The organism is Paenibacillus sp. J22TS3 (genome assembly GCF_018403205.1).
Taxonomy (GTDB): Bacteria; Bacillota; Bacilli; order Paenibacillales; family Paenibacillaceae; genus Fontibacillus; species Fontibacillus tuaregi.
In genome coordinates, this window is record NZ_BOSF01000005.1 from 270168 (window position 1) to 285296 (window position 15129).

General features: G+C 48.4%; 11 protein-coding genes. 1 reads left to right on the plus strand and 10 read right to left on the minus strand.

The annotated features are described in order from the left end of the window. Window positions 1-30: 30 nt before the first annotated feature. The 7 genes from KJS63_RS17460 to KJS63_RS17490 form a co-directional block, all read right to left on the minus strand. Window positions 31-1206, minus strand: a complete 1176-nt coding sequence (locus KJS63_RS17460) for an MFS transporter (RefSeq protein WP_213620285.1) — start codon at window positions 1204-1206, stop codon at window positions 31-33. A gap of 54 nt (window positions 1207-1260) precedes the next feature. Continuing rightward, complete coding sequence (gene nirD, locus KJS63_RS17465) at window positions 1261-1596, minus strand: nitrite reductase small subunit NirD (RefSeq protein WP_213620286.1); 336 nt, start codon at window positions 1594-1596, stop codon at window positions 1261-1263. Between the two features lie 57 nt (window positions 1597-1653). Further along, window positions 1654-4074: a nitrite reductase large subunit NirB gene (nirB, locus tag KJS63_RS17470; protein WP_213620287.1), complete on the minus strand. Its 2421-nt coding sequence runs from the start codon at window positions 4072-4074 to the stop codon at window positions 1654-1656. Between the two features lie 628 nt (window positions 4075-4702). Further along, window positions 4703-5431 (minus strand): alpha/beta hydrolase family protein, encoded by a 729-nt coding sequence (locus KJS63_RS17475; RefSeq protein ID WP_213620288.1) that lies wholly within the window; start codon window positions 5429-5431, stop codon window positions 4703-4705. Between the two features lie 150 nt (window positions 5432-5581). Next, window positions 5582-8158 (minus strand): beta-mannosidase, encoded by a 2577-nt coding sequence (locus tag KJS63_RS17480; RefSeq protein WP_213620289.1) that lies wholly within the window; start codon window positions 8156-8158, stop codon window positions 5582-5584. Between the two features lie 311 nt (window positions 8159-8469). Continuing rightward, the gene (locus KJS63_RS17485; protein WP_213620290.1) at window positions 8470-9486 is read right to left on the minus strand and encodes a LacI family DNA-binding transcriptional regulator; all 1017 of its coding nucleotides are present in this window, start codon (window positions 9484-9486) and stop codon (window positions 8470-8472) included. Window positions 9487-9875: 389 nt separating this feature from the next. Further along, the gene (locus KJS63_RS17490) at window positions 9876-10757 is read right to left on the minus strand and encodes an NAD(P)/FAD-dependent oxidoreductase (protein WP_213620291.1); all 882 of its coding nucleotides are present in this window, start codon (window positions 10755-10757) and stop codon (window positions 9876-9878) included. Window positions 10758-11142: 385 nt separating this feature from the next. Here KJS63_RS17490 and KJS63_RS17495 point away from each other — a divergent pair, with 385 nt between their 5' ends. Then, entirely contained in the window at window positions 11143-11631 is a 489-nt protein-coding gene (locus KJS63_RS17495; protein WP_213620292.1) for a GNAT family N-acetyltransferase, read from the plus strand. A 476-nt stretch (window positions 11632-12107) separates the two neighbouring features. Here KJS63_RS17495 and KJS63_RS17500 read toward each other — a convergent pair whose 3' ends face one another. From KJS63_RS17500 to KJS63_RS17510, 3 genes are all read right to left on the minus strand, one after another. Next, complete coding sequence (locus KJS63_RS17500) at window positions 12108-12812, minus strand: alpha/beta hydrolase (protein WP_213620293.1); 705 nt, start codon at window positions 12810-12812, stop codon at window positions 12108-12110. Between the two features lie 207 nt (window positions 12813-13019). After that, window positions 13020-14198: an aminotransferase class I/II-fold pyridoxal phosphate-dependent enzyme gene (locus KJS63_RS17505; protein ID WP_213620294.1), complete on the minus strand. Its 1179-nt coding sequence runs from the start codon at window positions 14196-14198 to the stop codon at window positions 13020-13022. Next, on the minus strand, window positions 14191-15129 hold the full coding sequence (locus tag KJS63_RS17510) for a D-alanine--D-alanine ligase (RefSeq protein WP_213620295.1): 939 nt from the start codon (window positions 15127-15129) through the stop codon (window positions 14191-14193). Before KJS63_RS17510 ends, KJS63_RS17505 begins: the two co-directional genes overlap by 8 nt.

Sequence of the window (15129 nt, forward strand, 5' to 3'; positions counted from 1 at the left end):
TACTACATTGCTGATAATCTTGAGCCTTGGTCAAGCAGCGGGCGCTTGCTTCACCTGCCTCATCCGCTTCGCGGCATAATTCATCCACAGACAGACGCAAGCGAACAGCGTGAGCAGCACAAAGCCAAGTGAGTAAGACCCAAACCAATCCTTCATCATTCCGAGTACAATCGGTGGAAAAAAACCTCCGACGCCGCCAGCGGCGCCGACAATACCCGTCACGGCACCCGTATTGCCGATCGAAACCTCTGGAACCATCTTAAACACAGCTCCGTTCCCCAACCCAAGAAGCGCGGACACCACGATACACGTCATGATGAACAGCTCAAAACTGTCCACCGTTACCGTCATACAGAGACTGCAAAGCACAACACCAGAGAAGACGACGGCAAGCACTCTTTGCGAGCCGAAGCGGTCAGCAAGGTAGCCGCCAAAAGGCCGGATTAGCGTGGCGATGACAACAAAGCCCGCCGTCTTGAGTCCGGCATCCGTTGCTGTCAAATGAAACAGTTCTTTCAAAAACGTGGGCAAATAGCTGCTGAAGGCGACAAATCCGCCAAACGTCAGAAAATAAAAGACGGATAAATACCACGTCGGCTTATATTTCAAAACCTCCATCGATTGCAGCACCGTCTTTGGCTTTGCCGGAGCCGGCAGCTCCTTCGTACCAATCCAGAAAATGATCGTAACGATCACGATCATGAATGCCAGTCCCCAGAACACCCAGGACAGCCCGAACCGGTTGTATACAACGGGAACCACAGCGTTGGCGCACGCACCCCCTAAATTGCCAAGCCCGGCTAGCCCGAGGACGAGACCTTGTCTCTCCGCCGGAAACCACCGCGACACGTAAGCGAGCGATACGGCGAAGGTGCTGCCGGCCATGCCGATAAACAAAGCGCACAGCAGCAGCACGCCATAAGACTGTGTCCACCCTGCAAGCAGCAGCGGCAGGACGAGAAACAGCATCGCCAGCGCAAAGATGCGCCGTCCGCCGTACCGGTCCGTGTAAACGCCCATCGGGATGCGCATGATGGAGCCGAGCAGCACCGGTGTGGCGATCAGGATGCTTTTTTCAATATTGGTGATCTGAAACAGCTCTTGAATGGGCCCGGCTATCGGTGAAAACACACTCCAAATAACAAACGACGCGGTCATAGCCATTGTGGATAATGTCAATGCGTTCGCTGATCCGTTCTGTCTCATCGGTTATCCGCTCCTATCGTTCCATTCGGTTACTTCCCTACCCTTCTACGGATCTTACGATGCCAGAATGCGCTCTTCCTCGATGTGCAGCCACAGCTCCCCACTTTTCTCTTCCACTTCCACTGCAAAAGAGGCGACACAGCCTTCATCGGGCGCTTGAACGAGACCGTCATTGAGGTCGATTTTCCAATCGTGCAGCGGACAAAATACATGGTGGTCACACACAATGCCCTCTGACAGCTTTCCCGCCTTATGCGGGCATCGGTTTTCGATCGCCTTGACTCCACCGTCCGAAAGCTTGAATACAGCGATTTCGAGTGCTCCGATTCGGACGACTCTAGCCCGTTTTTCCGCGATTTCCGCAATGTTCCCAATCCTGATCCGTTTCATATGCGCCATCCTCTCTTTTTCATTTCATCAACGTGCTTACATTTATTTCAAGACCAACTATGTCGTCTTTTGTTCCATTGGCTCGAAGGTCGCCCGCAGCTGGCGTTCCTCAATGATTTCCTTCCACGGATCCTTCATGAGGCTCAGCGTATGTTCAATGCGCTCCACCAGTGCTTCGCGGTCTTCTCTCTTCTCCAGCGCCGCTTTGATCGTGTCGAGACCAACTCGCTCCACCCACTCCGAGGTGCGCTCGTTGTATTTGCCCGTCTCCCGGTAGTACTGGAGGTAAGCAGCGGACCATTCCAATACTTCTTCTTCCGTCTTCACCTTGCACAAAAGATCCGTGCCCCGCAGCTTCGTGCCGCCGTTGCCGCCGATGTGCAGCTCCCAGCCACCGTCGATCGCCACAACGCCAAAGTCCTTGATCGTTGCTTCCGCACAGTTCCGCGGGCAGCCGGATACGGCCATCTTCACCTTGGCCGGCGTGTTCAGACGCTCGAACTTCTTCTCAAGCTGAATGCCCATGCCGATCGAATCCTGCGTGCCGAAACGGCAGAACGTCGAGCCGACACACGTCTTCACCGTGCGCAAAGCTTTGCCGTACGCGTACCCGGACGGCATATCGAGGTCAGCCCACATGCCGGGCAGGTCCTCTTTCTTCACGCCGAGCAGGTCGATCCGCTGACCGCCTGTCACCTTCACGAGCGGCACCTCGTATTTCTCAGCAATCTCGGCGATCCGTTTCAAATCCTTCGGCGTCGTTACGCCGCCGTACATTCTCGGAACCACCGAATAGGTGCCGTCCTTCTGAATGTTTGCGTGGTTGCGCTCGTTGACAAATCGGGATTCTTTTTCGTCCTCGTGCTCCTCCGGCCATGTCATGCCGAGGTAGTAGTTCAGCGCCGGGCGGCATTTGGAACATCCCTCCGGGTTCGACCATTCCAGCACGTTCATCACTTCACGGGACGTAGTCAAGTGCATGCTGCGGATCGCCTCAACAACTTCGTCACGGCTCAGCGTCGTGCAACCGCAGATGCCTTCCTTGACGGTTTTGACACCGTCTGCGCCCAGCACGTAAGTCAGGACGTCGGCCACTAGCGGCTTGCAGCCTCCACAGGAGCCGGATGCCTTCGTGCACGCCTTGATATCGTTCACGCTCGAGCAGCCCTTCTCGTTGATCGCCTGTACGATCGCGCCTTTGGATACGCCGTTACAGCCGCAGACGATCTCGTCGTCGCTCATCGCCGCGGCCAGCTCCACGCCGGACTTGGCTTTGCCGCCTCCACCTTCGCCGAGGAGCACTGTCTTCTCCTTGCCGGACACATCCTCGCCGTTTCGGATCATGGCAAACAGGCGGGAGCCGTCGCTGATGTCTCCGAACAATACGGCACCGATCACCCTGCCGTCCTTAATGACGGCCTTCTTGTATATGCCCTCGAAATCGTCCTGCACCTTCACTGCACGCGTGTCAGGTCCGTCGGCGTACTGCCCGGCGGAGAACACGTCGACGCCCGATACTTTCAGCTTCGTCGACACGACAGAGCCTTGATAGCCGGCGGTCTCCACGCCGGCAAGCCGCTTCGCCAGCACCGCGCCTTGCTCGTAAAGCGGAGCGACGAGACCGTAGGCGACTCCGCGGTGCTCGGCGCATTCGCCGACCGAGTATACGTTCGGCACGTTCGTCTCGAGGAAATCGCTCACAACGATGCCGCGGTTGATCTCAATGCCGCTGCTCTTCGCCAGTGCGATGTTCGGGCGAATGCCGACCGCCATGACGACGAGGTCTGCCTCTACCTCGGAGCCGTCGGTGAACCGGACGGCGTTCACGCGTTTTTTTCCAAGAATCGCTTCGGTATTCTTCTTCAAGAGGAACTTCATACCCTGACGCTCCAGCTCTTGCTGCAAAAGCAGCGCCGCCGTCCGGTCCAGCTGGCGTTCCATCAAATATTCGTTGATATGAACAACGGATACTTCCATGTTCAGATTTAGCAGGCCGCGCGCGGCTTCCAGTCCGAGCAGACCACCGCCGATGACGACTGCCTTTTTATAGTTTTTTGCGGTTTGGATCATCGTTTCGCAATCTTTGATGTCACGGAAGGCGATGACACCTTCTTTGTGCGCTCCCGGGAGAGGAAGCATAAAAGGAAGCGATCCGGTTGCGAGGATCAGCTCGTCATAAGGCTCGCTAATGCCTCCGTCCGTGCTGACCAGCTTGCGGTCCGTATCGATTTTATTCACGGTGTGACCAGCATGCAGCGTAATGTGATTGTCTTCATACCACGACCAGTCGTTGATGACAATGTCCTTCATGTCGGCATCTCCGGCAAGCACGGAAGAGAGCAAAATACGGTTATAGTTCGGGTGATGCTCGCTGCCAAAAATCGTAATTTCGTATCGGTTCGGTGCTATTTTAAGCAATTGCTCAATACAACTGACGCCAGCCATTCCATTTCCCACCAGAACGATCTTCTTTTTCATTGCGCTCCACACTCCCAATTTAGATGCACTTTGATGTAATATAAACTAACATAAATAATGCTAAAACGAACAAATCACATATTATCTTTTGAATTGCGTCAATTAACATAACACGAATTAATTAATCAATAGAGTACACTAAACTTTCGCTTATTTCAATAATCAATTCAATATAAATTAAAAATAATTAACTAAATTCAATTAAATACGAACGTTAAAATCTAAATTATAAATTAAAGTTCGTGATTAATTATGTGTAAGCGAAATCAAAACGAATTGACAACTGGTTAAAAAAGTAATTATTAAACATGCAACATTTTAATTTATGTTATATTTTCTTACATTAGATTATGAATCAGCTGTCCCCCTTACCTCGTTCATTCATTATTAACAACCCCAAATATCCGGCCCCCCTCCCTCTTCCCGATTTCTACACCGAAACGCAAAAAAAGAACGCTACACCCCAAAGGAGCTTAGCGTTCCCACCCGACAACCCGTCATTCAAATTGGCTTACAGTATATCCATAAGTTCCTTGGAAAAGCTCTCCATCCTTGATTTACGCCTTAAACATGAAGATGCCCATACATTATAGGCACTTTAACCAAACGTGCTCACGGGAGTGGATCACTAGATGCCAGTTGGACTATCACGTAACGGGCACAGTTCATGAATTTTAGAAATCAGGTTTTCTGAGTTGGCATGAAACACTTGGTTCGAGTCCGTCCATACCGATTTCAGAAAATAGGAAGCATGAAACCGCCATCCCTGATGATCAGGATTAAAGTCCAATTGAACTTCACGTCCAGGCCTTCCCCGATATACGCGAGAACCAGGTTTCTGCCAACTTCCAATTTGAGTAACCCTGTCTGGTTGTTGGCCAATTAGATAGGTAAACCTCTCGTTATAAGGGATATCCTTCAAATAAAACTTTGGACTCCCCACCGCGAACACCTGAATATGCTGAAAGCCGTATTTTTCCTCCAAGCAAAGCCCTGTCCGGTAGGCGATAACACCTCCGGCGCTGTGCCCGATAAGGATTAGCTGATCCGCAGCAGATGCATGCTCGCGGATGATTTGTGCTGCATTTATTACCCGACGGGAGCGGCCACGTACCAGGTCGTAGCTGGCTTGTGGAAGCTGCCGGGCTAACAGACGCATTAACGAGGAACTTGAAGTGCTTTTTGCTGCACCGTAGGGAAAGATCATTACAATTTTAGCATTCTGATATCTTTGGGCGATCTCATAGGCAGCATCTTCGAAATTATCCCGATACGTCAGCACCCCGGCAAAAAAGCAAACCACAGTGCGGCACTTTGTTGTGCATGTGCTATGAGGGGATACATACGTCTCTGTCATGATTTCCCCCTCCTTGATCTAAAAATAAAGTAAAAAGAGTCCGCTTTTTCTTTAATCACTTTAAACTACCATAACAAAAAACTCATCCCCTAGGAATAGCCCAGGGAATGAGTTGATCTGTTCAACAATGATATAACATGGCCAGAAAATCTACTTGGCAGAATCTGCTTGAATACATTGTACCAATGACTCCTCATCCACAAAATCAGCCATTGACCGTATTTCTACGACGCCTGCCGCGGCTGGTACGAAGCTGCCCACTCCCGGCTTGCGGAGCTTAAATTCCACAGTCCTTGGCTGCCCTGGAATCAGATCGAAGAAATTGTCGGAGAATACGCCTTCTTCTTGTGTGGACAACCATACTTGCCTAGCCAAAGCATCTGTCTCGAGGGTGTACACGGGAACACCATTCTGACCTTGGCTTTCAGTTAGGGTTATTTTAGGTTTAGAGAGCCTAAGCTCTCTCTCTGGCACCAGATAATGCTGCCTTGTAGCGATGATGTCTTCGCCTATCTTCAGACTTGCCGTCAACACCACTTGCTGAGGATCATGCGCTCCGAGCAGATCTGATCTCGGGATGCTGAGAATCTCAGCAGACTCCCCCGCAGCCAAAGTAACTGAATATGAATTTAAGACAGCCCGCCCGCCTACATTTAAGTGGAGCTCGGTAACAAGCTCAGCCTGAACCACTGTTCCGAGATCGGAGACAGCATGAACGGTGATGGTATCCTTTGTGGATTGAACCGTCAGCAGAACGGGAGCGAAGCTTCTTTTTACCGCATATTGCAGAGCCTTCCATCGTCCTTGATAATCCATGCCCGCCCATGAAGCAACTGGCCAGCAATCATTCATCTGCCAGTACAGCGTACCCATGCAGTAAGGCTTGCTGCGGCGGTGAGCCTCAATGGCCATCGTAATTGCCTCTGCCTGAAGAACCTGACTCATGTAGAGGAATGATTTGAAGTCTTTCGGCTCGGGTAAATACATGTCCATGTATTCCTTGATCAACTGATTTCCGCGCCCATTCTTCTGATGGGCCAGCATGATCTCGGATTCCAACTCCAGCGCCTCTTCCGGTGCATATTCAAGAACCGACTTTAGTTCGGGGAAGGATTGGAATCCATACTCACTCATGAAGCGCCCTACGTTCTTGTTATAGTTCTCGAACGGTTCAATTGCATGCCACACGCCCCAATAATGAACGTCCCCATCCCCCGTTGTTTTGTAAGCATGCTGTTCCTGATCTCCAGTGAGGTTGCGGAGTGGCGAAGATGGCCAGTACGTTATATCCGGGGACAATTCAGAGACAACCTCAGGCAGCAGTTTATGGAAAATAGCTTGGTAATCTGCCCACAGCTTCTCGCGAATCTCTTGACTGTAGTCCTTCTTCCAACCCCAGCCCGCATCTTCCACATAGTGAGCCCAAGCCGAATCAATCTCGTTATTGCCGCACCATAATGCAATCGAAGGGTGATTGCGAAGCCGCTTCACGTTATCTCTCGCCTCAGCACCCACGCTGTTTAAAAACGCCTCATCTCCCGGATACATGCTGCAGGCGAACATGAAATCCTGCCACACCAGAAGACCATATTCGTCACAGAGGTCATAGAAGACATCCTCTTCATAAATGCCGCCGCCCCAAACACGAAGCATGTTCATATTTGATTCTACAGCGGTCACAATTTCATGCAAATACCGTTCACGGGTAACCTCTGTTGTAAAACTGTCATTCGGAATATGGTTCGCTCCCTTGGCATAAACCGGTGTTCCATTTAGCTTGAAGTAGAAAGACACGCCTGCCTCATCTTTCTCCCGAATTAGCTGTATATCCCTCAGCCCAGTTCTGACGCTGCGCTCAGCAATAGGGGTTTCATCGGACAGCAGCTCCGCTTTAAAAGCGTACATATTTGCTTCTCCTAAACCTTGGCACCACCACAAGGAAGGGTTCTTTATTTCTATATTTATATGGAGTTCTGTCTGTCCAGCCTTTACTTCAACCTGCTGTTCCCACTGCTCATCTCCAGCTGTAATGCGAAGGGCCCCGGTCCATTCCGCTTCCGCGTTAACTTCAGTCATAACAGTTAGTTTGGCCGCTTCAGCGGTGACTTCATCCTGACGAATATATAAGTCCGTAATTTGAAGCTGTGACCATCCTTCGAGGCGGACCTCACGCCAGATTCCGCTGGTTACAAAGCGCGGGCCCCAATCCCAGCCATAATGGTATGGCGCCTTCCGGGCAAAAATACTAACCTTCTTATCACCGAGACCCCCAAGCTCAGACTGGTCATTCGTAGCTGGAAGGGCGTAACCAAGCTGCTCAAGCTTAGGGAGATCCTCAAGAATCGGGGAGCGAAAGCGGACACGAAGCGTATTGGGCCCGGACTTTAGCTGCTCTTTCACATCCACCTTCCAAGTGCGGAACATATTATCCGCCGAGAGAATAGGCTGCTCATTCAAATAAACATCAGCATAAGTATCAAGACCCTCAAATACCAAATCAATACGGGACAGCTGAATCAATTCCAGGTCTACTTCAAATTCGGACTGATACTCCCAGTCCTTTTTATCAACCCACTGCAAATTATGCTCATTCGTTCCATAGAAGGGATCAGGAATTAACCCGTTCCGGAACAAATCTGTATGAACACAACCAGGCACTACCGCAGGATGCCATTCTTCCTCATCACAAGCTCTAAATCTCCATTCCTTTAAAAAAACCGCTTTCATAATTCCCTCCCTTGTGCGGGTCCATCCCGACTCCTATGAAGTTATGGTCCCAATTGGATCGCACTTATGTTTTGTTGAATTACAAACAATCACATAACGAATGTATCATTTGTTAGGGGTTATTACAATAACAAGTTATGATTATTTGATATTTTTTTGTTTTGTTATCGTTTGTTAGGTTTTGCTACGACAATAGAATCCATAAAGAAAGACAGCCTTTCCCGGTGGAAAAGCTGTCTCTTCCCTTGCGTTTCTTTTTTCGATGTGTCTGAGTTGGATGGTCTCGGCTTTTAACATGATGACTTTACTATCTACTGTTTCCGGCCATATTCTTCATTAACAATTAGATCAGCCGACACCATCTTGCGCTCATAGGCAAAGTCCGGATGTTCTACCCGCCATAGAATCTGATCAACGGCACGTATTCCAAGCCGCTCTTTATTGACGTGAGCTGTTGCCAGAAGAGGAAGCTCCACATTGATATGATCAAAACCTGTTACCACACAACGCTCAGGAATTTTAATCCCTTTTGCGGTCAGAGCCTCAACTGCGAACGAGGCCATTTTGTCGTTTGCACATACGAACACCTCAGGGAGATCCCGGGGGTTCATCTCCATAATCGTCCTCGATATTTCTTCCCTTGCCGGAGATATCAGGCCTTGAACCTGGGTGTCCTCAAGACCCTTCTCGCTCAAGAAGGCGCGATAGGCTGTCCATCGTTCACGGAAGCTGGGAGCATAGCTGGGACTACCAACGAACTGAAAGCTCTTATACTCCCTGGATACTAGATAGGTCATCATTTCAGTCATGGTCATAAAGTTGTCGGTGAAGACCATATCACATTTCAAGACCGGGTCCATATGGTCAATCATGACCACGGGAATGCTTAGGCGGTCAATCTCTGCCAGAATGGAGGAGGAAACGCTTCCCACAGTAATAATCCCGCTCACAGCTTCCGGATTAATCAATGTGAAGATATCCTCAGTCGAGGGTTCGGTTAAGGTAATAATATCGATCTCTTGTTCATTCAGTCTTGCGGAGACGCCATCAAAAATTGGCCCCCAGTACAGAGAGTCCCGGTTCTGATACCGAATGTTGGGGAATAACACTATAATATTCCCTTTCCATCTTCGTTCTTGCTCTACTCTATGCTCCTGCCTGCCCCGCTTAGATTCTTGCTTGAAATATCCAAGCTCGTTCGCCGCCTTTAGTATGGTCTCTCTGGTCTTGTCACTGACCCCGGATTTTCCGGCAAGCGCACGGGAGACAGCAAATTTGGATACCCCTACAAAATCCGCAATCTCCTGGACAGTAACTTTGCTTTTCATCCGATCACCTATTCTTTTATTTTCGATCCACTCTATAATTACTGCTCTTATTATTGCAAATTTAGCCTCTCATAGCAATCAATAAGCTAACAAAACAGATAATTATAATAACAAAGTCGTTTAATGTTATTGTGATTGTTAGGGTACCCTTGTAACTATATTAAAAATTCTGATAACCCGAACTATAATAGGATCAGTTATAAAGTGTCAATTTATCATCTGGCGATATATAAATAAGGAGCAAGGCCTCTAGCAATGAGCAGCCCTGCTCCTTTTACATATAATAGTACAAGTCTTTATTCCATTTATATTTCCATCCATCTTATTGATAGTTGACTCAATCCCTATCGCTCCATTGTTCGCGCCACAATTGGCTGAATCCAATCCATTTATTTCGAAGATAAGGACGATTCAAGCAAATAGTCAACGATCCAAGGTCCAACATTAGCACCCGCGGCTACTGAATGAGCAAGATGACTGAGCTTATCTGTGGCATTTCCAATTGCCCATACTCCAGGCCGGCTCGTACTACCATTAGCATCGGTAACCGCAAAACCAGCCTCATCCACTTCACAGAGGGATGCTGCGAGATCCGACGCAGCCTTGAAGGGAGCGGCGACAAAAGCCGCTTCACATGGCAGTTCCATACCACTTGCTGTGAGGACAGAGACAAGTTGGTCCGCTTCCCGTTTCAGGGACGCCACCTCATCTTGAACCGTAATCACACCAAACGCGCGAAGTCGCTTGCGAGTCTCTGGATCGAATTCGTACGGGGTTACAACAGTTACAGAAGACGACCACGCTGTAAGGAATTTGCTAAACTGAGCTAGGCGCTCCGGTAGTCCAAAGGCTACAAAAGCTTTGTCACGAACTTCATAACCGCTGAAGCATGGGCACAGATGAACATCTTTGCCCAACCCCTCTCTCAGACCTAACACAGGAGGGAGCACGTCGACTAAGCCTGTCGCCAGCACTATTGCTCGAGCTGTTATTTGGGTCTGGCTGCCCAAGACATCAAAGAGCCCATCGGATCTTGGTTCAATCTTCAATACAGCCTCGCTGCGAAATTCACCACCGTAGCTTTCGACCTCAGAGCGCCCACGAGCTTGAAATTCTGCTGGTGTAATTCCTTCATGTCCTAGGAATTCATGAATCTTACCGATTGTCGAAATTCGAGTTGGGCCCCCGTCATATATGACAGTTCGACTGCAGGCACGAGTGAGAAATAATGCTGCGCTTAATCCTGCAGCGCCTGCGCCTATCACTGCCACATCAATGATTTCTTCATGACCTCCAAAATTTTCCAAATTATGCATTTTCCTAACCCCTCCTTAATTACGGTCTCTTGTGACTACAATTCACTCCAGCTACCTGACTGTGAGAACATAAAACTATAAAATCAATATATGGATATCATGAGTCCATAATAACTATTATTGTTCAATCTTGTCAAGATCGCTTTTTGGGGCTTGTACAACCCACAGCCAAAAACAGAGGCGCTACACTGTTCGTCCACTAAATGCCCATGGGGTTTCATAAATCACTAAATTTTGTCCGCACTATAGGAAAAAATATGTATCATTAAAACAAAGAAGCCGAGTCTGGCGGCTTAAAGTTTGTTATATTTTAATAAAAAAGAAAGTTGGTTCTTATTTTATGTTAAAAATACGAAATGCAAGGATCGAGGATTTGCCCCAACTTGCAGCCATAGAACAGCTTTGTTTCTCAAAAGAAGAGGCTGCAACACCGGAAGCTTTTGAACAGCGGATACGTCTTATCCCTGATACTTTTTATGTCATTGAAGAGCACAAAGAAATCGCAGGATTAATCAATGGGCCGGTCATCGAAACAGCATTCATAACTGATGACCTTTTCAATAACATAAAGAAAAACCCGCCATCCGGCGGGCATCAGAGCATTTTGGGATTAGCGGTGCATCCACATTTTCAAAAGCGCGGCTTGGCATCCAAGCTGCTGATGCATTTGGAAAGGGAATCAAGTAAGAACCATCGTGAAACGATTACTCTTACCTGTAAAGAGAACCTAATTGGCTTTTATGAAAGCCATGGTTACCTCAATTACGGCATCTCTGGCTCGGAGCATGGTGGAGAGATTTGGTACAACATGTGTAAAAAATTGGACTAGCTATGAATCACGTTGCACCGTAGATAACGATACGAGGACTGGCCCGCAAAGTCCGAAGCCTCCTCACCTTTAGGATTGTGAAGAAGGAACAGGAAAGCGTCACCTGTTTCTTACTTCCACACGATATAATTGCCGATCCCTTTTTCACCCGAGGTTTGAAGGTAGATCCCCGCAGAACGAAGGGGATGCTCAACAAGCTCACCACTAAAACCGGATACTTTTCCGAACTCATTCAGTTCCTCTTTCCCTTAGTTTTAAGCTGTGTTAGATCATAGTTCGCAGGCATTGACTCGACTTTGACCTCGTATTTCGGATTGCGCTAAGGAACAGACATCCGTTGAAAGCGCCGAATGCAAACTTCTCGAAAACGTACAAAGAAAAGTCTTTTCGGTGTAAGGTAGCTGTGTGCCGGTTACCCTCACCAGTTACAAGATCAACAACTTTTTTAGTCTGGGAACGTGTCACTCCGGAAGCATTCAAAGTATATGTTTTTTCAGCCATTGTCTGAAATACTGCAGTTGTTCTTCAGTGTGGAAATAGTGTTCTCCATTCTTCATTACTTGCAAATTACAGTTAAAACGTTCACTAAATTTATATACAACGTCAGCTTCACATAAGTTGTCTGCTGAACCATAGAGAATTGATGTTGGGTGATTCCAAGCAACGATAGGGTGTTCTTTTACATAACAATAGTAATCCCAATAGAGAGTTTCTCCAATAGGCGTAGAAATTTCTTTCTCTATTTTTAATCGAGTCTCACTTATGTTAAACCATGTCATCATATTATCTATAATACGCTCCATATTTACGACAGGAGAGAGAAACAAACACTGCTTCAACGGTTCATGGCTATATTCTAATAGGCTAAAATATGCTCCCATGCTACAAGCAAAAACACTTATATTGTTTGATAACGATTTTGCATAGGTCATCATTGTATTAAGGTCTTGGACACAGTTTTGAACCTTGCACAGATAATTGTCACCCTTACGGTCACCGTGCTCGGGTAAATCAAAACTAAGCACTTGATAACCGGCTGCGGTTGCTTCTTCTGCAAAAATAACAATCGAGTCATCTGACTTATTTGACATGTTGCCATGAATCGCTACAAATAACTTATCCGACTTGTCCCCCCACAAAATTGCTGGAATATTATCTACGTTAAAATTAGAGCCTATCATTACAATTTATCCTCCATGAGATTTAATTAATTTGTTATTCCTAGCTTTAGTCTCTACAATTTTAACACTCGTTCTAATGGAATAACTTGTAATCTTACATTTAGCTTATTTAATCCACGGATCACAAGCCAAAAAGTAAAAAAACCGTGCTAAACACGGTTTTCAAAAAAGATCTATTCATTTTCATTTTCTGTCTTGAGCTAAAATCTATTTGGCCACCTTCATAAAACGTTCCATCCGATCCAGCGCCTTCTCCAAATGAACGGAAGAGGTTGCATAGGAGCAGCGGATAAAGCCCTCTCCACCCGAACCGAATACATGTCCCGGCACAACCGCCACCTTCGCTTCTGTCAACAGCTGAAGAGCGAACTGTTCAGATGACAAACCGGTAGATGCAATTGAAGCAAAGGCATAGAATGTGCCCTCAGGTTCATGACAGATCAGCCCGATTGAATTCAAACCGGCTGCAAACAGCTTGCGGCGCTCATTGTAGCTTGCCATCATCTCATCCTTCACAGCCAAGCCATGACGCAGCGCTTCGAGCGCGGCGATCTGGGCAAGGGTGGGCGCGCACATCACCGTGTACTGATGTATTTTCAACATGCCGGCAATCAAGTCACGTGGGCCACAGGCATAACCTACCCGCCAGCCTGTCATCGCAAAAGCTTTAGAAAAACCGCTGATGACAATCGTGCGCTCCTTCATACCCGGCAGGGAGGCAATGCTGACATGCTTTCTGCCATAAGTCAGCTCGGCGTACACTTCATCCGATATGACAACCAAATCATGCTTTAAGATGAGCTGAGTGATCGGAAGCCAATCCTCTTCCGTCATAATTGCTCCGGTCGGATTACACGGATAATTGAGCATCAAAACTTTTGAACGAGGGGAAATCACCGCCTCTAAATTTTGTGGGGTCAGCTTAAACTGTTCCTCTGCCTTTGTCTTTACCTCGACAATTCTGCCGCCATGCAAATGGGTGATCGGTTCGTACGCAATATAGCTTGGTGCCGGAATCAGCACCTCGTCACCCGCATTGATTACGGCACGCAGTGCCAGGTCCACGGCTTCACTGCTTCCCACAGTCACCATGATTTCCTGCGCTGGGTCGTAGGAAAGTGAGAAGCTGCTGGCGAGATAGGCCGAAAGCTCTTCCCGCAGCTCCATTAAGCCGGCATTTGAAGTATATTTGGTCTGCCCGTCACGCAATGCCTGAATGCAAGCTTCACGGACCCTCGCCGGAGTAACGAAATCTGGCTCTCCGACTCCAAGGGCAATAATATCTTCACCTGCGGCATTCAGATCAAAAAAAGCACGAATTCCCGATGGCCGGATATCTCGTACACACGACGACAAAAAGCGCCCTGTATTCTCATCATTATACATGCTGCTCCAGCCTCCATTCCTGCTTCCTCTCGTGGAGCGAGCAGTCAATAATACGGTCAAGCAGCTGGGTAAAGGTCATTCCCGCCGCCGCCGCACTCTTCGGAAGCAGGCTGTTCACGGTCATTCCCGGCAGGGTGTTGACTTCCAGCACATAAGGTATATCCTGATACAGCATCATATCAACCCTTGCATAGACCTTGCACTGCAGCAGACGATAGCTGGCAAGCGCCGCCTCGCGCACCCGCGCTCCGGCAGCTGGAGGAAGCTCAATCACCGTCTCTTCAGCACCACCGGCCTCATATTTCGACTGGTAATCGAACCACTCTGAGTGAGAAGATTGGATGCCCATAATAGGTAGTAGTTCACCGTCCACAATCGAGCAGGTAAGCTCTACCCCATTGAGATAGGGCTCAATCAAGATGACCCGATCCAGACTGAAAGCGCCTTGGACAGCTGGCAGCAGCTCCTTCTCATGATGCACAAGCTGGATACCAATGCTTGATCCCCCTGTATTCGGCTTCACAATAACCGGATAACCAAGCTGCTGCACCGCCTTCGGATTGTAATCACTCATTCCCTGCCAGCAAAGACCTTCGGGTGTATGCACACCCGCTGCCTGTAAGATCATCTTGGACAGCTGCTTATTCATGCAGAGGCTGCTTGCCAGGACCCCGCTGCCTGTATAAGGAATGCCAAGGGTTTCTAGTGCTCCCTGCACTGTGCCATCCTCGCCATATTGACCATGCAGCGCTAAGAGTGCAAGATCGATACCTGCCTGCCGCACCTGTGTGATTAAATCCGCCCGCTGATCGATGACAATCGGAACCGGTTCATAGCGATTGCGGTCAAGATGGCGGATCATCTCACGACCAGTCTGCAAGGAGATCTCACGCTCAGAAGAAATACCACCCATAATAACCCCGATTTTCAT

Coding starts and splice junctions, on each gene's coding strand:
- KJS63_RS17460 (WP_213620285.1), bottom strand. CDS start 1,206: ATGAGACAGAACGGATCAGCGAACGCATTGACATTATCCACAATGGCT.
- nirD (WP_213620286.1), bottom strand. CDS start 1,596: ATGAAACGGATCAGGATTGGGAACATTGCGGAAATCGCGGAAAAACGG.
- nirB (WP_213620287.1), bottom strand. CDS start 4,074: ATGAAAAAGAAGATCGTTCTGGTGGGAAATGGAATGGCTGGCGTCAGT.
- KJS63_RS17475 (WP_213620288.1), bottom strand. CDS start 5,431: ATGACAGAGACGTATGTATCCCCTCATAGCACATGCACAACAAAGTGC.
- KJS63_RS17480 (WP_213620289.1), bottom strand. CDS start 8,158: ATGAAAGCGGTTTTTTTAAAGGAATGGAGATTTAGAGCTTGTGATGAG.
- KJS63_RS17485 (WP_213620290.1), bottom strand. CDS start 9,486: ATGAAAAGCAAAGTTACTGTCCAGGAGATTGCGGATTTTGTAGGGGTA.
- KJS63_RS17495 (WP_213620292.1), top strand. CDS start 11,143: ATGTTAAAAATACGAAATGCAAGGATCGAGGATTTGCCCCAACTTGCA.
- KJS63_RS17500 (WP_213620293.1), bottom strand. CDS start 12,812: ATGATAGGCTCTAATTTTAACGTAGATAATATTCCAGCAATTTTGTGG.
- KJS63_RS17505 (WP_213620294.1), bottom strand. CDS start 14,198: ATGTATAATGATGAGAATACAGGGCGCTTTTTGTCGTCGTGTGTACGA.
- KJS63_RS17510 (WP_213620295.1), bottom strand. CDS start 15,129: ATGAAAATCGGGGTTATTATGGGTGGTATTTCTTCTGAGCGTGAGATC.